General features: G+C 58.4%; 18 protein-coding genes and 1 pseudogene. 9 read left to right on the top strand and 10 right to left on the bottom strand.

Going from position 1 to position 22,309, the window contains the following annotated elements; all coding sequences use genetic code 11:
- Window positions 1-13: 13 nt before the first annotated feature.
- From AB7M29_RS10430 to aqpZ, 3 genes are all read left to right on the top strand, one after another.
- On the top strand, window positions 14-499 hold the full coding sequence (locus AB7M29_RS10430) for a GNAT family N-acetyltransferase (RefSeq protein WP_205890170.1): 486 nt from the start codon (window positions 14-16) through the stop codon (window positions 497-499).
- Window positions 500-517: 18 nt separating this feature from the next.
- Complete coding sequence (locus tag AB7M29_RS10425) at window positions 518-1,123, top strand: pyridoxamine 5'-phosphate oxidase family protein (protein ID WP_217856557.1); 606 nt, start codon at window positions 518-520, stop codon at window positions 1,121-1,123.
- 279 nt (window positions 1,124-1,402) lie between these two features.
- Window positions 1,403-2,101, top strand: a complete 699-nt coding sequence (aqpZ, locus tag AB7M29_RS10420) for an aquaporin Z (RefSeq protein WP_217856558.1) — start codon at window positions 1,403-1,405, stop codon at window positions 2,099-2,101.
- Between the two features lie 20 nt (window positions 2,102-2,121).
- On the opposite strand, the pseudogene AB7M29_RS10415 reads toward aqpZ, so the two are convergent.
- From AB7M29_RS10415 to aceK, 7 genes and pseudogenes are all read right to left on the bottom strand, one after another.
- A pseudogene (locus tag AB7M29_RS10415) lies at window positions 2,122-3,247 on the bottom strand (GNAT family N-acetyltransferase).
- Between the two features lie 149 nt (window positions 3,248-3,396).
- Window positions 3,397-4,740 (bottom strand): OprO/OprP family phosphate-selective porin, encoded by a 1,344-nt coding sequence (locus AB7M29_RS10410; protein ID WP_217856559.1) that lies wholly within the window; start codon window positions 4,738-4,740, stop codon window positions 3,397-3,399.
- A gap of 233 nt (window positions 4,741-4,973) precedes the next feature.
- Complete coding sequence (locus tag AB7M29_RS10405) at window positions 4,974-5,210, bottom strand: anti-sigma factor family protein (protein WP_008071928.1); 237 nt, start codon at window positions 5,208-5,210, stop codon at window positions 4,974-4,976.
- Window positions 5,204-5,818, bottom strand: a complete 615-nt coding sequence (locus tag AB7M29_RS10400) for an RNA polymerase sigma factor (protein ID WP_048394099.1) — start codon at window positions 5,816-5,818, stop codon at window positions 5,204-5,206. The genes AB7M29_RS10405 and AB7M29_RS10400 overlap by 7 nt, the downstream gene beginning before the upstream one ends.
- 190 nt (window positions 5,819-6,008) lie before the next feature.
- Window positions 6,009-7,130: a beta-ketoacyl-ACP synthase III gene (locus AB7M29_RS10395; protein ID WP_052966476.1), complete on the bottom strand. Its 1,122-nt coding sequence runs from the start codon at window positions 7,128-7,130 to the stop codon at window positions 6,009-6,011.
- Between the two features lie 387 nt (window positions 7,131-7,517).
- Entirely contained in the window at window positions 7,518-11,429 is a 3,912-nt protein-coding gene (gene hrpA / locus AB7M29_RS10390) for an ATP-dependent RNA helicase HrpA (RefSeq protein WP_454246811.1), read from the bottom strand.
- A 232-nt stretch (window positions 11,430-11,661) separates the two neighbouring features.
- The gene (aceK, locus tag AB7M29_RS10385; RefSeq protein WP_454246810.1) at window positions 11,662-13,383 is read right to left on the bottom strand and encodes a bifunctional isocitrate dehydrogenase kinase/phosphatase; all 1,722 of its coding nucleotides are present in this window, start codon (window positions 13,381-13,383) and stop codon (window positions 11,662-11,664) included.
- A gap of 129 nt (window positions 13,384-13,512) precedes the next feature.
- Here aceK and AB7M29_RS10380 point away from each other — a divergent pair, with 129 nt between their 5' ends.
- A complete protein-coding gene (locus AB7M29_RS10380; RefSeq protein ID WP_052966473.1) occupies window positions 13,513-14,421 on the top strand; it encodes a DMT family transporter in 909 nt (302 codons plus the stop codon).
- A 111-nt stretch (window positions 14,422-14,532) separates the two neighbouring features.
- Here the strand turns inward: AB7M29_RS10380 and AB7M29_RS10375 are convergent, their stop codons facing one another.
- A complete protein-coding gene (locus AB7M29_RS10375; RefSeq protein WP_217856564.1) occupies window positions 14,533-15,396 on the bottom strand; it encodes a DMT family transporter in 864 nt (287 codons plus the stop codon).
- A gap of 456 nt (window positions 15,397-15,852) precedes the next feature.
- Here AB7M29_RS10375 and AB7M29_RS10370 point away from each other — a divergent pair, with 456 nt between their 5' ends.
- Together AB7M29_RS10370 and AB7M29_RS10365 are read left to right on the top strand one after the other, a co-directional pair.
- A complete protein-coding gene (locus AB7M29_RS10370) occupies window positions 15,853-16,398 on the top strand; it encodes a hypothetical protein (protein ID WP_454246809.1) in 546 nt (181 codons plus the stop codon).
- A 35-nt stretch (window positions 16,399-16,433) separates the two neighbouring features.
- Window positions 16,434-16,595 (top strand): hypothetical protein, encoded by a 162-nt coding sequence (locus AB7M29_RS10365; RefSeq protein WP_217856565.1) that lies wholly within the window; start codon window positions 16,434-16,436, stop codon window positions 16,593-16,595.
- A gap of 58 nt (window positions 16,596-16,653) precedes the next feature.
- Here the strand turns inward: AB7M29_RS10365 and AB7M29_RS10360 are convergent, their stop codons facing one another.
- Window positions 16,654-17,592, bottom strand: a complete 939-nt coding sequence (locus AB7M29_RS10360; RefSeq protein WP_217856566.1) for an aspartyl/asparaginyl beta-hydroxylase domain-containing protein — start codon at window positions 17,590-17,592, stop codon at window positions 16,654-16,656.
- A gap of 249 nt (window positions 17,593-17,841) precedes the next feature.
- On the bottom strand, window positions 17,842-18,816 hold the full coding sequence (gene cysK / locus AB7M29_RS10355; protein WP_052966470.1) for a cysteine synthase A: 975 nt from the start codon (window positions 18,814-18,816) through the stop codon (window positions 17,842-17,844).
- Window positions 18,817-18,942: 126 nt separating this feature from the next.
- On the opposite strand from cysK, the gene AB7M29_RS10350 reads away from it, so the two are divergent.
- From AB7M29_RS10350 to AB7M29_RS10340, 3 genes are all read left to right on the top strand, one after another.
- Window positions 18,943-20,016, top strand: a complete 1,074-nt coding sequence (locus AB7M29_RS10350; RefSeq protein ID WP_454246808.1) for a DUF748 domain-containing protein — start codon at window positions 18,943-18,945, stop codon at window positions 20,014-20,016.
- Window positions 20,017-20,160: 144 nt separating this feature from the next.
- On the top strand, window positions 20,161-21,006 hold the full coding sequence (locus tag AB7M29_RS10345) for an AAA family ATPase (RefSeq protein ID WP_038979370.1): 846 nt from the start codon (window positions 20,161-20,163) through the stop codon (window positions 21,004-21,006).
- 25 nt (window positions 21,007-21,031) lie between these two features.
- A complete protein-coding gene (locus AB7M29_RS10340; RefSeq protein WP_030132618.1) occupies window positions 21,032-22,210 on the top strand; it encodes a vWA domain-containing protein in 1,179 nt (392 codons plus the stop codon).
- The last annotated feature ends 99 nt before the right edge of the window (window positions 22,211-22,309 follow it).

The following is a 22,309-nucleotide window of genomic DNA, read 5'->3' as shown; positions in this document are numbered from 1 at the left end:
AAAGGACACTCCAGTGACTGCCCGACTCGTGCCTTACGAAAGCCTGAACGCTCTGCAGCGCCAACAGGTCGAGGCGATCGAAATCCACGCCGAACAAATCAGATTCTCCGGCGACATTCATGGTGCGTTGCACACCTTGCTGTCCAAGCCTGGCCCTGGCGTCAAAGGCTTTGCCCTACTGGTGGAGGATGTTCCGGTGGCCTTCCTGCTGCTCAAGCGCCCGCCGGTGCTGCCGGCCTGGGCCGATGAACACAGCGCAACTCTGCACGCCCTGCAAGTCGATCGCCGCGCACAGGGCAAAGGCTATGGCAAAGCCTGCCTGCAAGCCCTGCCCGAGGTTGCGCGCCAGGCCTGGCCGGAAATCAAAGGGCTGGAGTTGTCGGTGGATGCGGACAATGAGTCGGCCATCGCGCTGTATGCCAAATATGGCTTTGTCGACAGCGGCGAAGCGTACAAAGGCCGGATCGGTTACGAGCGGCGGATGGGGCTGGTTTTCTGATTCGTAGAGGGATGAACGATGTTGAATTCAATCGAAGCGCTGGAAGCGATCTACGGCCTGCCCCATGACCGCGCCGTGCGCAAGCAGATCCCGTTTCTGAACGAGGACTATCAGGCGATGGTCCGCGCCTCGCCATTGGTGATTATCAGCTCGGTCGGCCCCGACGGCATGGACGGCTCGCCGCGTGGCGATACACCGGGTTTCGTGCGGATTGTCGATGAACGCACGCTGGCGATTCCGGATCGACCGGGCAACAACCGCATCGACACGCTGCGCAATGTCGTGCTCGATTCGCGAGTATCGCTGCTGTTCATCATTCCGGGGATAGGCGAGACATTGCGGGTCAATGGCACGGCGCAGATCAGCGCTGATCCCGGGTTGCTGGAGAGTTTTGCAGTCAACGGCAAACCGGCGCGCACGGTGATGCTGGTGACGGTGGAAGCGGCGTATTTCCACTGTTCGAAAGCGATTGTGCGTTCGGATTTGTGGAACCCGCAGAAACACCTCGAACGCTCTGCCCTGCCGACCGCCGGGGCGTTTCATAAGCGCCTGAACGATGGACAGTTCGATGCCGAGGCGTATGACCGGGAAGCACCGGTGAGAGTGCGCGATAGCCTCTACTGATCACCTGACACCACCATTCAATGTGGGAGCGGGCTTGCTCGCGAAAGGGCCATTACATTCAACATCAATGTTGGATGACAGACCGCCTTCGCGAGCAAGCCCGCTCCCACATTGGATCTGCGAACCGCCACAACCCTTTGAGCACGGGCTCTGGCGGTTTTTTATGGTCACTGGAATTTCATTAAAACCCTGCTGTACTCAGGCAAGGTTCTGGAGATGGTTCTGTAGTCCATCTGCTGGATGCACAACGACAGTGTTATCTCGACAGGGAAATTCGCTATGTCTTTGTTCAAACGCTCGGCTACAGAATTGGTGGGGACGTTCTGGTTGGTGTTAGGGGGGTGCGGCAGTGCGGTCCTGGCGGCGGCGTTTCCAGAGGTGGGGATCGGTTTGCTGGGGGTGTCCCTGGCATTCGGTTTGACCGTGCTGACGATGGCCTTCGCTATTGGCCACATTTCGGGCTGTCATCTCAACCCTGCGGTTTCGGTCGGGCTGGTGGTCGGCGGACGATTCCCTGCCAAAGAACTGCCCGCCTACATCATCGCCCAAGTGATTGGCGGGATCATCGCAGCGGCTCTGCTGTACTTCATCGCCAGCGGCAAACCCGGTTTCGAACTGGCCAGCGGCCTTGCATCCAATGGCTACGGCGAACACTCGCCAGGCGGCTACTCGATGGCAGCGGGGTTTGTCAGTGAACTGGTGATGACCGCCATGTTCATCCTGATCATTCTCGGCTCCACCGACAAACGCGCCCCGGCCGGACTGGCGCCCATCGCCATCGGCCTGGCGCTGACCCTGATCCACCTGATCTCGATTCCGGTCACCAACACCTCGGTCAACCCGGCTCGCAGTACGGGCCCGGCGTTGATTGTCGGCGGTTGGGCAATTCAACAACTGTGGCTGTTCTGGCTGGCGCCGATTCTGGGTGCCGTCATCGGCGGCGTGACCTATCGCTGGCTGGGTAAAGAGGACAGCTAACAAGGGACATAACGCGAAGATCAGCCTTGTCGGTAGGGCAAGGCGGTCTTCGCTTCTTCTGCATACCCCATGACCCCGACCCGCTCACGCTCAAGGAAATCTTTCACCGCCGACTTCAAGCCCGGGTGGCGCAGGTAATGCCAGGAATGGGTGATCACCGGCTCAAAGCCACGAATCAACTTGTGCTCGCCCTGAGCGCCAGCGTCGAAACGTTGAAAGCCGTTGGCAATCGCGTAATCCATGCCTTGATAGAAACAGGTCTCGAAATGCAGGCGATCGAACTCCGCCAGGCAGCCCCAGTAACGACCATAAAAACTGTCGCCACCGACCAGACTGAAGGCCATGGCCACCGGTCGAGAGCCTTGTTTAGCCAAAACCACACGAATCGATTCCGGCATGCGCTCGGCCAACAGACTGAAAAATTCCCGCGTCAGGTACGGCACTTGCCGACGCACCGCGTAGGTATTGGCGTAGCAGGCATACACAAAGTCCCACTGCGCCTGATCCAGTTGTCGTCCTTCCAGCCATTCGAAATCGATGCCCTGCCCGGCCACTTGCTCACGCTCCTTGCGCATTTGCTTGCGCTTGCGCGAACTGAGGGCGTCGAGGAAGTCCTGAAAATCCCGATAACCGCGATTCTGCCAGTGGTACTGACAGCCAATGCGCTGCAACCAGCCAGGCTGTTCGGCCAATGCCGCGTCGGTGAATGGATCGGTGAAGTTGATATGGGCGCTGGAGAGTCCTTCGATTTCCAGATAACCCGGCAGGCTCTGCAGGAGCTCGAAACCGTCCTCGATCGTCGCCGCCAACAATCGCGGCCCGCTGACCGGGCTGAACGGCACCGCCGTCAACAGCTTGGGGTAGTAGTCGATGCCGGCACGCTCGCAGGCTTCGGCACCAGGCATGGTCGAACACATATTCGCCGTAGGAATGCCATTTGCGGTAACTGGGCAGCGCGGCGATCAGGCGATCGCCTTCAACATGCAGCAGATGCTCGGGCTGCCAGCCGGAATGCGGGCCGAGGCTGCCGCTGTCTTCCAGCGCGCTCAGAAAGGCATGACGCAGAAACGGCTGAGTTTCCGGCACCAGCGCGTCCCAGGTGTGCGGCGCGATTTCGGACAGACTTTCCAGACGTTGCAGCGGCATTAGCATCCCAACCATCATTTTCTACAGATGGGACGAGTATCGCTTATCTGATTGCCTAACCCGAAACAAAAAAAACCCCGCCAAGGCGGGGTTAAAACGAGAGGAGCATTAACGGATGAAGAAAGAGCTCGTACAGCGTTTACTGCAATTTAGAACACGTATTGAGCGCGGACCACGAAGCCGTCACCGCTGTCATCACCGGTACGACGTGCCGGGGTAGTACCGCTGGCAGCCGTGGCATTGGTCACGTTGTCCGTCTTGGCCTTGAGGTAGGCGCCAGTGATTTTCACGGCTTCGTTGGCGTACCAGTTGACGCCCAGGGTGTGCACTTGGGCTTCGGCATCGCCGACATCGCGGGTCAGACTGGCGGTGGTGATGTTGTCGTCTTCGACGGTCAGGCTGTCGTAACGATAGAACAGCTCCCAGGCGCCGATGGACTTGTTGGCTGGCTTGATCGCGTCGAACTTGCCGACTTTATAGCCACGGGCTTCGCCGGTGAGGGTGTAGGCACCCTGAACGTAGAAACCGTGCCCCTTGATGTCTTCAAGGTTGCTGGCATCGGCCTTGGTTTTGCGGGCGATGTATTCACCCTGGATCGAGGCCGGGCCCATGGCGAATGCGGCTTCCAGGCCGTAAGCGTCGTCACGGTCATAGGAGCCGGCAGCCGAAGAGGAACTGCCGCCCAGCACCGGACGGTTGCCGTTGGTGCCAGCATCGTTGCCGCCGAGGGTTTCCACGCCACGCATGCCCATGCGGGTGCGATAACGCGAATCGAAGGCCGTGTCGGAGACATCACGGGACGCCACGTTCACACCAAAGTGCAGCACGCTGCCGGCGTCATGCATCGGCGCGAATACAAAGCGGCCGTTGACCTGTTTGACGCTGTTGCCATCAGTATCGTCGGTGTCTTTGCTGAACACGCCGGCGGAAGCGTAGAACGAATCAGCGAAGGTGCTGGAGGCTTGCAGGCCCAGACCATTCTGGTGGCTGTTGGCCCAATCGACCATGTCGTACGCCATGTTGCGTTCTGGAGCGGTGACCCACTTGGAGCTGGTGGCTTTTTCCAGGCCGAAATCCGGGTCGAAACGACCGACTTTGATCGAGACCGGTTTGAAGCCGTTGTAGGCCAACGACGCTTCGTCGAAGTAACCGTTGTCGGAATCACCGCTGTTGTGGGAGAAGTCGTAGTTGATGGTGTAAGCCCAATCCGTGTACAGCACACCAGACAGCTCCAGGAACCCACGACGGATGTAGGCCGCGTCAGCAGTATCGCCGTTTCTGGTGTAGACGCCATCGAACTGGCTGTAGTCAGCCTGCAAGCGACCGCCGAGTTTGAAGCTGAATTCTTTATCGGTAGTGGCGACTTCGAGGCCGCCCTTGGTTTTGACTACGATATCGGCGCCGTCAGTGGTGACGGTGCCAGCGAAAGCCTGGGCGGTTACTGCCATGGCCAGTGCGCTGGCGGCAAAACCGGCGAAGTGCTTACGGATCATCGAAGAGTTCCCCTAATTGGTGGTCTGTAGCTTGGAAACACGCGGGTCTGGCCCGCTTGTGTTGGGAGGGAATCTTGGAGGCGGGGTATTTCAGCCGGGTTGCTGATAGATAAAGATTTTATGACAGGGGAACTTTTTTACTTCGAATTGAAATAACGAAAATGCAGCGCCAAGGGATGAGCTGCAAGCCGCAAGCTAGAGCGGCTGAAGGGGTGTGTTACGGGCGGGAAAATCTACGGTTTGTTCTTCAGATGCTCGTTGGCAAGCCGTTCAGCCAGCGCATCCAGATCAGCTACAGGCGGCTCGGGCATCACCTTCAGGGTGGCCTGCATCAACCGCATCTGCCGAATGAACCGTCGGCAATTAGGGCAGAACATCAAATGATGCCGCACCATCAGTCGCTCTCGAAAACTCAACTGGCCATCGAGATAATCACTGGAGCGCGCCACTTGTTCTTTGCAGGTCAACATTCGCCGGTTTCCTCAAAATGCTCCACGGTCGCAAAGACCTTCAACCGTGCCCGATGCAGCAGCACACGAACATTGGAGAGCGAGATCTCCAGAAGATTACAGATCTCCTCCAGCTCCAGCCCCTGTCGCTCGCGTAACAGCAAAACACTGCTTTGCAGTTCCGACAGGCTGAGCAACGTGTGCTCCAGACATTCGCGCAGCTCGTTTTCGGTCAACAGGGCCTCTGGGGTGTCCTGATGCCAGGCGTACGGCGCCACCAGCCAATGACCATCAGTCGATGAAAAACGATCGTCATCGACCGTGCCGTGAGGCGACGGCAGGTCATCGAGCAGCACTTCCCGGCGGTTTTGCTTGTAGCGGCTTTTGGCCGAGTTGGCGGTGATGGTCAGCAGCCAGGTCTTGAGGCTCGAACGCCCCTCAAACCCGCCGAGATTGCGCACCACCGACAGCCAGGCATCCTGTACTACCTCGTCGACGTGTCGGTTGCCGACGATGGCATAGGCCACCGCGCGCATGGCGCTCTGGTAAGTGCTGACCAGTTCCTTGAAAGCCCTCTGCTCGCCCGCCAGCAGGCGTTCGAGTAGTAGAGCGTCGTCAGCTGCGGCCATGCAAACCTCGTTTCAGAACCACCGATATTCCAGTGTCGGACACCATTGTGGGAGCGGGCTTGCTCGCGAAGAGGGAGTGTCGGTCGACATGAATGTTGCCTGATACACCGCCTTCGCGAGCAAGCCCGCTCCCACAGGTTCCGCGCCTTAACCGAGAATGGCATTGGGACAATGCCACCTCGCGACAGCTTCAGCGCTTGCGCAGAATCACGCTACCGATCGAGTAGCCAGCGCCGAACGAGCTGAGTACAGCCAGCGAACCGCTGACCAGATCGTCCTGATTCTTGTGAAACGAAATCACCGAACCGGCGGAACTGGTGTTGGCATAGGTGTCGAGAATCACCGGGGCTTCTTCTTCGGTGGCTTCGCGGCCCAGCAGCTTCTTGACGATCAGGTGGTTCATGCTGAGGTTGGCCTGGTGCAGCCAGAAGCGCTTCACGTCGCTGACGTTGAGCTTGTTTTCTTCCAGGTGCGTGGCGATCAGCTCGGCGACCATCGGGCAGACATCGCGGAACACCTTGCGGCCTTCCTGGACGAACAGTTTGTCGGGGGCACCGATGCCCTCTTCCGCGGCGCGGTTGAGGAAGCCGAAGTTGTTGCGGATGTTGTTGGAGAACTTGGTCAGCAGTTTGGTGCTGACTACATCGAACTGATACTTGGACGTCGCGAGATCCGCACGTTCGATGATCACCGCGGTGGCGGCGTCGCCGAAGATGAAGTGGCTGTCACGGTCGCGGAAATTCAGGTGACCGGTGCAGACTTCCGGGTTGACCATCAGGATCGCTCGGGCCTGGCCCAGTTGCACGCTGTTGGCCGCAGCCTGGATGCCGAAGGTCGCCGAGGAGCAGGCGACGTTCATGTCGAAACCGAAACCCTGAATGCCCAGCGCTTCCTGAACTTCGATGGCAATGGCCGGATAGGCGCGTTGCAGGTTGGAGCAGGCGACGATCACGCCATCGATGTCAGCGGCGGTCTTGCCGGCACGCTGCAAGGCTTGTTCGGCCGCACCGATGGCCATCTGGCAAAGCACCGACCACTCGTCGTTGGAACGTTCTGGCAGGCGTGGTGCCATGCGTTGCGGATCGAGAATGCCGTCCTTGTCCATGACAAAGCGGCTTTTGATGCCGGACGCTTTTTCGATAAACGCTGCGCTGGATTCGGTCAATGCCTGGATTTCGCCGCGCGCGATGGCGTCGGCGTTGTCGGCGTTGAACAGCGCGACGTAAGCGTTGAAAGACTGCACCAGCTCTTCATTGGAAATGCTGTTGGCCGGGGTATACAGGCCGGTGCCGCTGATGACGACATTATGCATGGTCGTTTCTCTAATCCGTTCAGGCAGAAAGCGCTGGCACCGACGTACCAACACACAAAGGGTCTATTCCAGGTTCCGGACGCAAACCTGGCATCGCTTTACTCCGATCCGCCCGGCCCGTGAAGGCTCAAAACCGCGGGACTGGCGTTTATAGGCGCGAAGTTTGCCATAAACGCTGGCTTTTGGCGCCTTTTGCGAGAGCAACAGCATACGTGTGGGAGTCGGTGTGGCGAGGGGGCTTGCCCCCGTTCGGCTGCGTAGCAGTCGTAAAACCAGCGCACTCGGTATAACTGATACACCGGGGCCACAGGTTTGGGGCGGCTTCGTCACCCAACGGGGCGATGCGGCGTTCCGACAAGCCCCCTCGCCACACCGGCTCCCACAGGATCAAGGCTCGACCTGGCTCCATTGCTTGTTCAGGCGTTTGTCGGAGATCGGCACCTTGGTCCCCAATTGCTGAGCGAACAGCGAAACCCGGTATTCCTCCAGCCACCAACGATAGAGTTCCAGCTGCGGATCGCGCTTGCCTTCCTGGGTGTGTTTGTTGGCGCGGGTCTGGTATTGGCTCCAGAGCCCGGACAATTCACCGCTCCAGACCCGGTCTTTCTGCACCTGAGCGCCGAGTTTTTCGAAACGTTGCTCGACAGCCTTGAGGTAACGCGGCAGTTCCTTGAGCCACGGCATTGGCGTTTCACGCACGAACCCCGGATACACCAGATGGCTGAGCTGCTGCTTGATGTCGTTCAAGGCCACGGCTTGCGCCAGGTCGATCTTGCCCTTGAAGCGTTTTTGCAAGCCGTGCCACAGCTTGAGAATCTCCAGCGTCAGCTTGGCCAACCGTTCGGCGTGCTCGGTCCAGCCACCGCGTTTACGCTCAGCCAGCGACGCCAGTCCGGCACCATCGCGTGGCAATGGGTCTTCACCGTCGAGAATGCAGCTGTCGAGACTGGCCAGCAGAATGTCTTCCACCAGGCTGTCGACACGCCCCATGTCGCGGTACATCAGGCCCAACTCGGTCAGCCCCGGCAACTTGCCGCGCAGGAACTTCGCCGGTTCCGCCAATTGCTGCATCAGCAAACGCTGCAAGGCCCGGCGATGCTGGAACTCGGCTTCGGCCGGGGTCGAGAATCGACCTTCCTTGACCATACCGCCCTCTTCCACTAGCGCCGGATACACCGTCATCGATAGCCCGGCGATTTTCTGCTGGGTTTTCTCGGCAACGGCGGCAAAGACTTTCGGCTCCACCGGTTGTTGGCTCTTCGCCGTTTGCGGCACCGCCAACGCAGCCTGACTGGCCTCGGCAAAGCGCGCGGTCAGTTCGGCCAAGTCACGGCCTTCACCGAGGAACTTGCCCTGACCGTCAACGATTTCCAGGTTCATCCGCAAATGGCTTTCGACCTGCTGCGAGGCTTCGGCCCAGGCTTCATCGCTGACCCGCGCGCCGGTCATACGCAGCAACTCGCGGCCCAGCGCCTGAGGCAACGAGCCCTCGGCAAACGTGATGCGCTGCAACGCGGCTTTGACGAAGTCCGGCACCGGCACGAAATTCTTGCGCAGGGCCTTGGGCAGGTTGCGCACCAGCGCAATGCACTTGGCCTCGATCACGCCCGGCACCAGCCATTCCAGTCGTTCCGGCGGCAGCATTGGCAACAGCGGCGCCGGCACGCGCAAGGTCACGCCGTCGCGCGGATGGTTGGGCTCAAAGTGATAACTCAGCGCCAGTTCCAGATCGCCAATGTGCAGGGTGTCCGGGTAATGCGCGGCGGTGACTTCGCTGGCTTCGCGAGCCAGCACGTCTTCTTCGCGCATGATCAGCAGCTGTGGGTCTTTCTGACTGTTGACCCGGTACCAGCTGTCGAAAGTCGCGGTCTGGTGAATCTCTGCTGGCAGTCGCGCATCATAGAAGGCGAACAAGGTTTCTTCGTCGGCGAGGATGTCGCGGCGGCGCGCCTTGGCTTCCAGTTCGTCGAGCTGTTCCAACAACTGTGCATTGGCAGACAAACACTTGGCTTTGGATTGAATCTCGCCACGCACCAGACCTTCGCGAATAAAAAACTCACGAGACACCACCGGGTCGATCGGCCCGTAATGCACTGGCCGGCGTCCGACCACAATCAGCCCGAACAGGGTGATTTGCTCGAAGGCCACGACCTGACCGCGCTTCTTCTCCCAATGGGGTTCGAAGTGATTTTTCTTGATCAGGTGCCCGGCCAGCGGCTCGATCCAGTCGGCGTCGATCTTGGCGACCATCCGCGCGTAAAGCTTGGTGGTTTCCACCAGTTCGGCGGTCATCAACCATTGCGGACGCTTCTTGCCCAGGCCCGACGACGGGTGAATCCAGAAGCGCCGCTGACGGGCGCCGAGGTAATCACCGTCTTCGGTTTTCTGGCCGATCTGGCTGAGCAATCCGGAGAGCACGGCTTTGTGCAGTTTCGGGTAATCCGCCGGCTCTTTGTTGAGGCTCAACTGCATGTCGCGGCAGATCAGGCTCAACTGACGATGGGAGTCGCGCCACTCGCGCAGACGAAGGTAATTGAGGAAATTCTTGCGGCACCAGTTGCGCAGCGGACTGGCGGTCAGGGCCTGGCGCTGCTCTTCAAAACCACGCCACAGATTAACCAGCCCGGCGAAGTCCGAGTCCACGTCTTTCCACTGGGCGTGAGCCTGATCGGCGGCTTGCTGACGCTCCGGCGGACGTTCGCGCGGGTCCTGAATCGACATGGCGCTGGCGACGATCAGCACTTCCTGCAAGCTGCCCAGTTTCGCCGCTTCCAGCAGCATGCGGCCCATGCGCGGGTCCACCGGCAGCCGCGCCAGTTGGCGACCAAGCGGCGTCAGTTGACTGTTGCGGTCCACCGCCGAGAGTTCTTGCAGCAGGTTGAAACCGTCGCTGATGGCCTTGCCGTCCGGCGGCTCGATAAACGGGAAATCGGTGATCTCGCCGAGGCGCAGATGGAGCATCTGCAGAATGACTGCTGCGAGGTTGGTACGGAGGATTTCCGGGTCGGTAAATTCCGGGCGGCCGATGAAATCTTCTTCGCTGTAGAGGCGGATGCAAATGCCCGGCTCGACCCGCCCGCAACGACCTTTGCGCTGGTTGGCGCTGGCCTGGGAAATCGCTTCGATGGGCAGGCGCTGGACCTTGGCGCGGTAGCTGTAACGGCTGATGCGCGCGGTGCCGCTGTCGATCACGTAACGAATGCCCGGCACCGTCAGCGAGGTTTCGGCGACGTTGGTCGCCAGCACCACGCGACGCCCAGGGTGCGACTGGAAAATCCGCTGCTGCTCGGCCGGCGACAGTCGCGCGTACAACGGCAGAATTTCGGTGTGTTTGAGCTGGGCCTTGCGCAGCATGTCGGCGGCGTCGCGAATCTCCCGCTCGCCGGGCAGGAACACCAACACGTCGCCGGGACTCTTGCGCTCACTGCGTTCGAACGCGGCGATTTCGTCGAGGGTAGCGAGGATCGCCTGATCCACGGTCAAGTCATCCTCGACACGGTTGCCCTCCTCGTCCTGCTCCAGGGTCAGTGGGCGATACCAGGTTTCCACCGGGAAGGTACGGCCGGAGACTTCGACAATCGGGGCATCATCGAAATGCTTGGAAAAACGCTCCAGGTCGATGGTGGCCGAGGTAATGATGACTTTCAGGTCCGGACGACGCGGCAGCAGGGTTTTCAAGTAACCAAGCAGGAAGTCGATGTTCAGGCTGCGTTCGTGGGCTTCGTCGACGATGATCGTGTCGTAGCGTTCGAGGTAGCGGTCGTTCTGGGTTTCCGCCAGCAGGATGCCGTCGGTCATCAGTTTGATCAGGGTGTTGGAATCGCTCTGATCCTCGAACCGCACCTGATAGCCGACCAGCGCGCCCAACGGCGTCGCCAATTCTTCCGCGACCCGGCTCGCCACGCTGCGCGCGGCGATTCGACGGGGCTGGGTGTGGCCGATCAAGCCGTGCTGGCCGCGGCCGATTTCCAGGCAGATTTTCGGCAACTGGGTGGTTTTACCCGACCCGGTTTCGCCGGCAATGATCAGCACCTGATGCTTGAGCAGCGCCTCTTTGATTTCGTCGCGTTTGGCGGCGATTGGCAGGCTGTCGTCGTAACGAATCACCGGCAGGCTGGCGCACCGCGCCAACACCTGATCACAGGACGCCTGCGTGCGCGTCACCCACTGGGCCAGTTTGGCCTCGTCAGGTTTCTTGCGCAGCTCAAGCAACTGCCGCCGCAGCCGGTGGCGGTCGGCGAGCATGGCGTGATCGAGGTTTTTCAGCAGTTTGTCGATTGAAGGCGATTCGTCAGTCATCAGGTACGCAAAAGTCGTCTAGTGGCGCAGGGGGCGGATTGTCGCAGATTTGAACGCATGGCGACGAATGCAACCTGCTTTTGTGGCGAGGGAGCTTGCTCCCGTTCGGCTGCGAAGCAGTCGTAATCCTGTCATCGCGGTTTGCCTGAAGCTCCGAGATGAATGGTTTTGGGGGCGCTTCGCGACCCAGCGGGAGCAAGCTCCCTCGCCACAGTGTGTTCACTCAGGTGGGCTACTCGTTATCGAGACCCTTGCGCCGATACGGAAATACATCAATCACCTTCCCCGCCCGAATAGCCTCCTGCAAACTCTTCCAGTAATCAGCGTTGTACAACTCACCGTGCAACTGATCGAACAACTTTCGTTGCCCCGAATCAGCAAACAAAAACGGTGGAAACTCCTCGGGGAATACATCCAGTGGCCCGATCGAGTACCACGGTTCGGAGGCCATTTCGTCTTCCGGTGTACGCGGTTGCGGGATGTGGCGGAAGTTGGCTTCAGTCAGGAAGCAGATCTCGTCGTAGTCGTAAAACACCACCCGCCCGTGACGGGTGACGCCAAAATTCTTCAGCAACATGTCGCCGGGGAAAATGTTCGCCGCCGCCAGTTGCTTGATCGCCAGACCGTAGTCCTCCAGCGCCTCGCGAACCTGCGCCTCGTTGGCGTGTTCCAGATAGAGGTTCAACGGCGTCATCCGACGTTCGGTCCAGCAGTGGCGAATCAGCACCGTATCGTCCTCCACCGAAACCGTGGATGCGGCCACTTCGAGGAGTTCTTCCAGGCATGCCGGCTCGAACTTGCTCAAGGGAAAACGGAAGTCGGCGAACTCCTGGGTATCGGCCATGCGCCCGACCCGGTCGACGCTTTTCACCAGGCGATACTTCTCGATCACCGTGGCGCGGTCGACGTTTTTCGACGGTGAGAAGCGGTCTTTGATGATCTTGAAAACGGTGTTGAAGCCCGGCAGGGTAAACACGCTCATGACCATGCCGCGCACGCCGGGGGCCATGATGAACTGATCGTCGGTGTTGGCCAGGTGATTGATCAGCGCCCGATAAAACTCGGACTTGCCATGCTTGTAGAAGCCGATCGAGGTGTATAGCTCGGCGATGTGCTTGCCCGGCAGGATGCGCTTGAGAAAGCCGATGAATTCCGCTGGCACCGGCACATCGACCATGAAGTACGAACGGGTGAAGGAGAAGATGATCGACACTTCCGCCTCGTCGGTGATCAGCGCATCGATCTGGATGCCCCGGCCTTCGCGGTGCAGCAGCGGAATCACCAGCGGCCATTGCTCGTCGGGGGTGTAAATGCGCCCCACCAGGTACGCACCCTTGTTGCGATAAAGCACCGAGGAAAACAGCTCGACACTCAGCTCCGGGTCCTTGCAGACCCAGTCCGGCAGGTTCTCGCGCAACTGCGCTTCAAGGCGGCGCAGGTCGCCGGGCAGATCGGCGTAATCTTCGCTGAATCGGTAGTCGGCAAAGATGCTCGTGAGCATGCCCGACAACTGCCCCTGCGGCTTGTAGGTGCGGGTTTGCGCGGCCCGGGCCCGGCGCAGGCTCGGCCGCGTGGTGTGGATAAACATGCAGCCGTCGCTGATCAGGTCGTGGCTGAACAGGCCGCAGAAAATCGAGTTGTACCAGGTCTCGGACAGTTCATCGTCGAAGCGCAGGTCGATCAGGCTGATGTAAGCGCTTTTGACCAGCGGCCAGTTGCTGACATCCATCAGCACCTCGGTCGCGAACGACGCATGCAAGCGCCCTACCGTTTCGCCGACCTTTTCTTCATAGAGGTTGATTCGCGCCGCCGACGCGACTTGCGTTTCCTGCCACTGGGCCTGCTCGAAGCGGGTTCGGGCGCCGTCGGTGATCTGACGGAAATGCTCACGGTAATCGTCAAAGCCATCGAGGATCATTCGGGCGATGTCGGCGGCTGGCCATTGCTGCGGCATAGGTAAAACCTCGGCGGCTGTTCTTGTCGTTGGAGCCTGAGCTTAGTGGCCCTGTGTGACGCAACGCAACCATTGCCTTGTGCCCTGACTGGCGCGACACTTGCGCGCCAATCAAGGAAGGAAAGTGCTGTGAACCCCGTCGATATCCTGCGTATGTTGTCGCTTGCCGCCATTTGGGGTGCGAGCTTTCTGTTCATGCGCGTTATTGCCCCAGTGATTGGCACAATCCCCACAGCTTTTTTTCGCGTGTCGATTGCCGCCGTCGGGCTGCTGGTGATCCTTGGGCTGATGCGCATTAGCTGGGATTTCAAAGGCAAGCTCAAGACGGTGATGCTGCTCGGGATGATCAACTCCGGGATTCCAGCAACCCTCTATTCCGTGGCCGCCCAAGTGCTGCCGGCCGGTTACTCGGCGATTTTCAACGCAACCACGCCTTTGATGGGGGTATTGATCGGGGGCCTGTTCTTCCATGAAAAACTCACCGCCGCCAAGTTGGGCGGGGTATTTCTCGGCCTGTTCGGCGTCGGCATCCTCACCAGGGCCGGGCCAGTGGCGTTCAACCTGGAACTGCTGATGGGCGCACTCGCGTGTCTGATGGCCACCACCTGCTATGGCTTTGCCGGGTTCCTCGCCCGGCGCTGGCTCGACCATGCCGGCGGCCTCGACAGTCGCCTTTCAGCGCTGGGCAGCATGCTCGGCGCGACGTTGTTGTTGCTGCCGTTGTTTGGCTACAGCGTGATCAGCCAGCCACCGGCGAGCTGGGGCGGCTGGAATGTCTGGTTGTCGTTGCTGGGGTTGGGTTTGGTCTGCACGGCCTTTGCCTACATTATTTACTTCCGTTTGCTGACTTCGGTTGGCCCGGTGAAATCCATGACCGTGACGTTCATGATCCCGCCGTTCGGCGTGTTGTGGGGGGCGCTGCTGCTGGATGAGCCGTTGTCGATGGCGCATCTTTATGGCGGGGTGTTGATAGCGGTGGCGTTGTGGTTGGTGTTGAAGCCGGCGGTGGTGAAACCGGTTGAAGTAGTTGCTCGGTAGTGCTGCTGACAATGCCATCGCGAGCAAGCTCGCTCCCACAATGGATCGGTGTCACGACGAAGATCCAATGTGAGAACGGTGCCCGAAGCAATGCTCCGGGCCTTGTTTGACTCAAGCAGTTTTACGGAAGACGAACACCAGACCAATGATAATCAGCAGCATGCCGAGCATACTCAATGCCGCCAGGCGGTTGCCAAAAATCAGGAAGTCCATGACCGCCGTCACCGCCGGCACCAGGTAAAACAGGCTAGTGACATTCACCAGATTGCCTCGTGCAATCAGCCGATACAGCAGCAGTGTCGCCAGCACTGATACCACCAACCCCATCCACAACACCGGCACGATGAATCCTGTGCTGTGTTCGACGTGAAACGGCTGGAACGGCACGAAGATCCCGCAAAGCAACAACCCCGCCAGATACTGCACCGGCAGTGTGCCGAGGGGATTATCGGTGATGCGTTTCTGCATGATCGAGCCGAAGGTCATGCTCGCCAGCGCCAGCAAACCGAAGAGCATGCCCGCCAAAGACATGCCGGCCAGACCGATGCCCTGATAGACCACCATGATCAACCCGGCCAAGCCTAGCGCCAGACCGAAGATCCGGCTTATTGATCGGTGCCGCTCCATGATCACTACCGTGAGAATCGGTTGCACGCCCATGATGGTTGCCATCATGCCCGGTGTGACTTTCAGGTCCAGAGCCAGCAGATAGAAAATCTGATAAGCCCCCAGCAACACCACACCCGTGGCCATCGCATACAACATCGGCTTGCCGCCCTTGGGCAGTTTCAACTTGAGTAACGGTGCCAGCAGCACCAACCCGCACAGGGCGATGGCGAAGCGAACCAGCAGAAAGGCAAAGGGTGACGCATGGGCCAGGCCCCATTTGGAGAAGATCGCCCCGCTGCTCCACAGCAAAACGAACAGGCTCGTGGACGCCGCCGCGAGCGCGGATTTTTTCGAAAGGACAAACATGAATACCACCTGTAGTCAGGCAAAAAGCCAACTCAGCCGAAGCTGAAATTCAGTAGTTTTTTCAGGCGCTTTTCAGATGGGCATGGGAACAGCAGAAAAAAGCTGATCAGCCCGAAAAGCCAACGCCTGGCGGTGATACAACTGCGCACACCGGCGTGCTACTGACAGGTGGGGGGTAATGACTGATCTGCGCAGGCTGCTGATTCCCGCACGGCACGACGCCAGCGTTGACCGCTGAATCGACTACCGCGTTGATGGGGGAAGCTGACATGGGCTGATCTTTTTTGATGGGTGAAGGGGTGGTTCAGGAAACCACCGAGGGCCGACTATAACCACCGTGTGACATGGATTGCAATGACTTGGACAAAGGGCCAGTAAAGACAGCCAGGGAAGTGCTGCTTACTCTGGGAGAAATGGAATCGCCCATGATGGGGGACATGGAATGCAAGAGATCAAATGCCCAGGGAACGGACTCATCTTCGGTATCAGTTGTATCGGTCAAGGGCTAGAAAGCTGGCTGGTATTAGTACTGCCCAACTGCAACATGAACTGGAGCTAGCCGGCCCAACGGCCCTCGACTTATCCAGGGTACGCTTCGAAGCGATCGACACGCAGGCACTGGATGCTTGTGAGCTCTGGGATGATCCACACTTTTCATGGAATGAGGTTGTTGGGTGGAAAGCGAGGGAGCCATTGGCATTGGACATCGCCATCTGGTTCGATGAAGAACTGTGCGGACTATGCTTCGCAAACCCAAACAACAGCCGGCGACGAATCCGTATCGTGCGATTGGAGGGACGTCCAAGAGAGGTCCATCCTCTAAAGAACCGTATTGCGCCATTGGCCATATTGGTCATTGAACAGTACGCCCAAATGATCGGCGGCAGGTTCATCGAGGTTCAGGAGCCGCTGGAGGGTGCGATTTCTATTTATCAACAACTCGGCTTTTACTTCGATGCTGAGGACCGACTTGTCAAAGCTGTGGAGAGCCTAGTATCGTGAAAACTGTTCAATTAATAACCAATAGCGGAGGGAATATGCGCAAAGTGATTAAAAAGTCCCCCACAAGGAAAAGCTCGCCCCCAACAGAAAATAAAACCATTGCTGTAGAGCTGACAGCCAGTCAGCGGCGCATTCTGCAGGTTGTTGCGACGGGTACCGAAACTGAAGAGCCTAGTCTGCTCGCCGGGCGTCCCTAAAACTTGCGGGCACAAAAAACCGCTCCCAAGGAGCGGTTTTTTCATTCAGTAATCGACTTCAACCAAACAACCAATACCCCAACAACGTCAACACCACCACCGCCAGCACCGGCCGCAGTACGCGGTAGGCCTTGGGGTTACGACGCTTCCACTGTTTGACCATACCGCTGATTTTGTCGCTGAAGCGCTTGCTCCAGGCATAGACCTGGTTGATCCCGCCAACGCGTTCATCGTCAAGGTTCTGGGGTGCAGTGGCGCGCCCCAGCAAGCCGCTTATCGAGCGGTTGATGCGGGTCATAAGACGGTTGCTCAGCGGTCGCTCGATGTCGCAAAACAGGATGACCCGGGTTTGCTCGGTTTCGTTCTTGACCCAGTGCACGTAGGTCTCATCGAACATCACATCTTCGCCATCACGCCAGGCATAAACCTGACCGTCGACGAAGATGCGGCAATGATCGGAATTCGGCGTCGACAGCCCCAGGTGATAACGCAGGGAGCCGGCGAATGGGTCGCGATGCGGGTTGAGGTGACTGCCACCGGGCAGTAGCGCAAACATCGCGCCTTTGACATTGGGAATACTGCTGACCAACGCCACGGTTTTCGGGCACATGATTTCGGCCGATGGCAGCGGTCTGTCGTACCACTTGAGATAGAAGCGCTTCCAACCCTTTTTGAAGAACGAGCCGAAACCGGCGTCGTTGTTCTTTTCGGCGGCGCGAATAAAACCCTCGTCAAACAAGTGCATGGCTTCGTCGCGAATAACTTCCCAATTGTCCTTGAGCACATCCAGTTCGGGGAACTTGCTGCGGTCCAGGTAGGGTTTGGATGGCACGCTGGAGAACAGGTACATCAGGGCGTTATAGGGTGCAAACAGGGCCGAGTGATTGACGAACTGACGCAGAACCGGCAAACGCGCTTTGCCACGCAAGTGCACATAGAGTGTGCTGCCGAGAAACAGCAACAACACCGACGCCTTCGCCACAAAGGAAAAGTTCATCTACAACTCCTTGATAGTAGGTAACTTTGCACAACGCCATTTACCCGACGTGGCAGTCGGCCATGATCCACATTACCGGCCTCGGGAAAAACCCGCATAACTCACATTCAGTGTTAAGGATTACGCAATAAACACTTATTAACACAAGGTACCTGAACGGGGGCTGACCTGAATCACCCCCCTTTCAGACGAGAATCAAAAGCAAGATTCAAAAGATCGTCCGAACGCGGCCCGAACGTTCGGCAGCTCCTACTGTTTATTCTCCTGTTCGGTGAACAAATCACTGAACAGCATGCTCGACAGGTAGCGCTCGCCAGAATCGGGCAGGATCACCACGATGGTCTTACCCTGCATTTCCGGGGTTTCCGCCAACCGCACAGCCACCGCCATGGCGGCACCGCACGAGATACCGCTCAAAATCCCCTCTTCCTGCATCAGGCGCAGGGCCATCGCCTTGGACTCATCGTCGCTGACCAGTTCGACCCGATCGACCATCGACAGGTCCAGGTTCTTCGGCACAAAACCAGCGCCGATGCCCTGGATTTTGTGAGGGCTCGGTTTGATCTCTTCCCCGGCGATTGTCTGGGTTATCACTGGAGACACCAGCGGCTCCACCGCCACCGAGATTATCGGCTTGCCCTGGGTATTCTTGATATACCGCGAAACTCCGGTAATGGTTCCACCTGTTCCGACACCCGCCACCAGTACGTCGACGGCACCGTCGGTGTCATTCCAGATTTCCGGCCCGGTGGTTTTTTCGTGGATGGCCGGGTTGGCCGGGTTTTCGAACTGCGCCGGCATGTAGTAGGTCGATGGATCACTGGCGAGGATTTCGGCGGCCTTCTCGATCGCGCCTTTCATGCCTTTGGCCGGCTCCGTCAACACCAGTTCGGCGCCAAGGGCTTTGAGCACCTTGCGCCGTTCGATGCTCATGGATGCGGGCATGGTCAATACCAGTCGATAACCGCGGGCGGCGGCAACGAACGCCAGGCCGATGCCGGTATTGCCCGAAGTCGGTTCGATGATGGTCATGCCGGGCTTGAGTTTACCGCTGCTTTCGGCCTCCCAGATCATGTTCGCGCCGATCCGGCACTTGACCGAATAACCGGGGTTGCGCCCTTCGATCTTGGCCAGGATGGTGACACCGCGCGGGGCGATACGGTTGATTTGCACCAGCGGCGTATTGCCAATGGAATGGGCGTTGTCAGCATAAATACGGCTCATGGCTGGGTCCTTATACAGCGTTGAATTAGCTGTCCAAGGTATGCCTGTTACCCGTGGTCGTCCAGTCAGTCGAACGTCCGCTTAGCCCCGCAGTCAATCGCTTTATACCGCCAGAGATTTGCCGCCATGAAGCGTCGATACAGTTGGCCCCTGTGGACCCTCGCCGGCCTTGTTGTGCTGCTGGTTGCCCTGCACATTGCCCTGCCCTACATGGTGCGCGATTACCTCAACGAGAAACTGGCGGACATGGGTGACTACAGCGGGCAGATTACCGATGTAGACCTGGCCCTGTGGCGCGGTGCTTACAAAATCAACGGACTGAAAATCGTCAAGGTCAATGGCAAGGTCCCCGTACCTTTCGTCAACGCCCCCTTGATTGACCTCTCCGTCAGCTGGCACTCGCTCTGGTACGACCATGCCGTGGTGGCCGAGGCGCAGTTCGACAAACCCGAGGTGAATTTCGTCGACGGTGCCACCAAGAAAAACTCCCAGACCGGTCAGGGCACCGACTGGCGGGCACAATTGGAAAAATTGCTGCCGATAACCCTGAACGAAGTGCGGATCAACGACGGGCGGGTCACCTTTCGAAACTTCAATTCAAAACCGCCGGTGAACATGAATGCCACCCAGGTTAATGCCAGCATTTACAACCTGACGAATGTGGTCGATACCAAAGGTAAACGCGACGCCCGTTTCGATGGCAAAGCGCTGTTGCTGGGGCATGCACCGCTGGAAACCCTGGCGACCTTTGATCCATTTAGCAATTTCGAAGACTTCGAATTCCGCCTGCGCGCCAAGAACCTTGAACTCAAACGCATGAATGACTTCGCCTCGGCTTACGGCAAGTTCGACTTCAATTCCGGCCATGGTGACGTGGTTATTGAAGCCGAAGCCAACAAGGGCCAACTCACTGGCTACATCAAGCCGCTATTGCGGGACGTCGATGTGTTCAATTGGCAACAGGACGTGGAGAACAAAGACAAAGGGATTTTTCGCTCCATCTGGGAAGCACTCGTCGGTGGTACCGAGAATGTGTTGAAGAATCAACCGAAAAACCAGTTCGCGACGCGCGTCCAGCTCAGAGGCAGCGTACATCAGAAAGATATCAGCGCATTCGAGGCGTTTTTGCAGATTTTACGTAATGGTTTCATTCAGGCGTTCAATGCCCAGTACGAACGACCCAAGCCGGATACGGACTGAGTCAAGATGTGACGCCCCATTCAGAGACTGAATAAGTCGTCTGCGTTCACAGTCGACCGGGCAGCGCGTTATAGTCGAGCCTGACAATTTATTGCGCCCCGCCCTGCCTCGTTCAGGTCGGCGTTACCGTTCGAGGATTAGCAGATGAAGTTCGAAGGCACCCAGGCCTACGTCGCCACCGATGACCTGAAGCTGGCGGTCAACGCCGCTATTACTCTGGAGCGGCCACTGCTGGTCAAGGGCGAGCCGGGCACCGGCAAGACCATGCTCGCCGAGCAACTGGCCGAGTCCTTCGGCGCCAAGTTGATTACCTGGCACATCAAGTCCACCACCAAGGCACATCAAGGTTTGTACGAGTACGACGCGGTCAGTCGCCTGCGGGACTCGCAGCTGGGTACGGAGAAGGTCCACGACGTTCGCAATTACCTGAAAAAGGGCAAGCTCTGGGAAGCTTTCGAGTCCGAAGAGCGGGTGATTCTGCTGATCGACGAAATCGACAAGGCCGACATCGAGTTTCCTAACGACCTGCTGCAAGAACTCGACAAGATGGAGTTCTACGTTTACGAGATCGACGAGACCATCAAGGCCAAGAAGCGCCCGATCATCATCATTACCTCCAACAACGAGAAAGAGCTGCCGGACGCCTTCCTGCGCCGCTGCTTCTTTCACTACATCGCCTTCCCGGATCGCGTCACGATGCAACGGATCGTCGACGTGCACTACCCGAATATCAAGAAAGACCTGGTCAGCGAAGCGCTGGACGTGTTCTTCGATGTGCGCAAAGTGCCGGGCCTGAAGAAGAAGCCATCGACCTCTGAACTGGTGGACTGGCTGAAGTTGTTGATGGCCGACAACATCGGCGAAGCGGTGCTGCGCGAGCGCGATCCGACCAAGGCCATTCCGCCACTGGCAGGCGCCCTGGTTAAGAACGAACAAGACGTGCAATTGCTTGAGCGCCTGGCGTTCATGAGCCGTCGCGGCTCTCGCTAAGCCCCGATAGAGAGAGGCGATCGCCATGCTGCTCAACCTGTTCAATGAAATGCGTGCAGCCAAGGTGCCGGTCTCGGTACGTGAGCTGCTGGACCTGATCAACGCGCTGAAACAGCGCGTGACCTTCGCCGACATGGACGAGTTCTATTACTTGTCACGGGCGATTCTGGTGAAGGACGAAAAGCATTTCGACAAGTTCGACCGGGCGTTCGGTGCCTATTTCAATGGCCTGGAAAAGCTCGACGATCACCTCCAGGCATTAATCCCGGAAGACTGGCTGCGCAAGGAATTCGAACGTTCCCTGACCGATGAAGAGCGGGCCGCGATCCAGTCCCTGGGTGGGCTGGACAAGCTGATCGAAGAGTTCAAAAAGCGCCTGGAAGAACAGAAAGAACGCCATGCCGGCGGCAACAAGTGGATCGGCACCGGCGGCACCAGCCCGTTCGGCTCCGGCGGCTTCAACCCCGAAGGCATTCGGGTCGGCGACGCCGGCAAGCGTCAAGGCAAAGCGGTCAAAGTCTGGGATCAGAGAGAGTACAAAAACCTCGACGATTCGGTCGAACTGGGCACGCGCAACATCAAAGTCGCCCTGCGGCGCCTGCGTAAATTTGCTCGTCAGGGCGCAGCCGAAGAACTGGACATCGACGGCACCATCGACCACACCGCGCGCGATGCCGGGCTGCTGAACATCCAGATGCGTCCGGAGCGCCGCAACACCGTCAAGTTGTTGCTGCTGTTCGACATCGGCGGCTCGATGGACGCCCACGTGAAGATCTGCGAAGAACTGTTCTCGGCCTGCAAGACCGAGTTCAAGCATCTGGAGTACTTCTACTTCCACAACTTTATTTATGAATCGGTGTGGAAAAACAACATGCGCCGTACCTCCGAGCGCACCGCCACCCAGGACCTGCTGCACAAGTACGGCGCCGACTACAAAGTGATCTTCATCGGCGACGCCGCCATGGCGCCCTATGAAATCACCCAGGCCGGTGGCAGTGTCGAGCACTGGAACGAAGAAGCCGGTTACGTGTGGATGCAGCGCTTCAAGGAAAAGTACAAGAAGCTCATCTGGATCAACCCGTACCCGAAAGACACCTGGGGCTATACCTCGTCGACCAATATCGTGCGGGATTTGATCGATGACCAGATGTATCCGCTGACGTTGCGGGGGTTGGAGGAAGGGATGCGGTTTTTGTCCAAGTAAAGATTGTTGTTGTCTGTGATGCCGCCTTCGCGAGCAAGCCCGCTCCCACATTGGATATTCGTCGTACACAAACTCTGTGTCCGCTGGAGATCAAATGTG

Source organism: Pseudomonas sp. F-14 TE3623, assembly GCF_053629015.1.
This window is presented reverse-complemented; position numbering and strand designations above follow the sequence as displayed.

Bases quoted from the DNA above. Each gene is read 5' to 3' on its own strand.
- AB7M29_RS10425 (WP_217856557.1), top strand. From the start codon at position 518: ATGTTGAATTCAATCGAAGCGCTGGAAGCGATCTACGGCCTGCCCCAT.
- aqpZ (WP_217856558.1), top strand. From the start codon at position 1,403: ATGTCTTTGTTCAAACGCTCGGCTACAGAATTGGTGGGGACGTTCTGG.
- AB7M29_RS10410 (WP_217856559.1), bottom strand. From the start codon at position 4,740: ATGATCCGTAAGCACTTCGCCGGTTTTGCCGCCAGCGCACTGGCCATG.
- AB7M29_RS10405 (WP_008071928.1), bottom strand. From the start codon at position 5,210: ATGTTGACCTGCAAAGAACAAGTGGCGCGCTCCAGTGATTATCTCGAT.
- AB7M29_RS10400 (WP_048394099.1), bottom strand. From the start codon at position 5,818: ATGGCCGCAGCTGACGACGCTCTACTACTCGAACGCCTGCTGGCGGGC.
- AB7M29_RS10395 (WP_052966476.1), bottom strand. From the start codon at position 7,130: ATGCATAATGTCGTCATCAGCGGCACCGGCCTGTATACCCCGGCCAAC.
- hrpA (WP_454246811.1), bottom strand. From the start codon at position 11,429: ATGACTGACGAATCGCCTTCAATCGACAAACTGCTGAAAAACCTCGAT.
- aceK (WP_454246810.1), bottom strand. From the start codon at position 13,383: ATGCCGCAGCAATGGCCAGCCGCCGACATCGCCCGAATGATCCTCGAT.
- AB7M29_RS10375 (WP_217856564.1), bottom strand. From the start codon at position 15,396: ATGTTTGTCCTTTCGAAAAAATCCGCGCTCGCGGCGGCGTCCACGAGC.
- AB7M29_RS10370 (WP_454246809.1), top strand. From the start codon at position 15,853: ATGCCCAGGGAACGGACTCATCTTCGGTATCAGTTGTATCGGTCAAGG.
- AB7M29_RS10365 (WP_217856565.1), top strand. From the start codon at position 16,434: ATGCGCAAAGTGATTAAAAAGTCCCCCACAAGGAAAAGCTCGCCCCCA.
- AB7M29_RS10360 (WP_217856566.1), bottom strand. From the start codon at position 17,592: ATGAACTTTTCCTTTGTGGCGAAGGCGTCGGTGTTGTTGCTGTTTCTC.
- cysK (WP_052966470.1), bottom strand. From the start codon at position 18,816: ATGAGCCGTATTTATGCTGACAACGCCCATTCCATTGGCAATACGCCG.
- AB7M29_RS10350 (WP_454246808.1), top strand. From the start codon at position 18,943: ATGAAGCGTCGATACAGTTGGCCCCTGTGGACCCTCGCCGGCCTTGTT.
- AB7M29_RS10345 (WP_038979370.1), top strand. From the start codon at position 20,161: ATGAAGTTCGAAGGCACCCAGGCCTACGTCGCCACCGATGACCTGAAG.
- AB7M29_RS10340 (WP_030132618.1), top strand. From the start codon at position 21,032: ATGCTGCTCAACCTGTTCAATGAAATGCGTGCAGCCAAGGTGCCGGTC.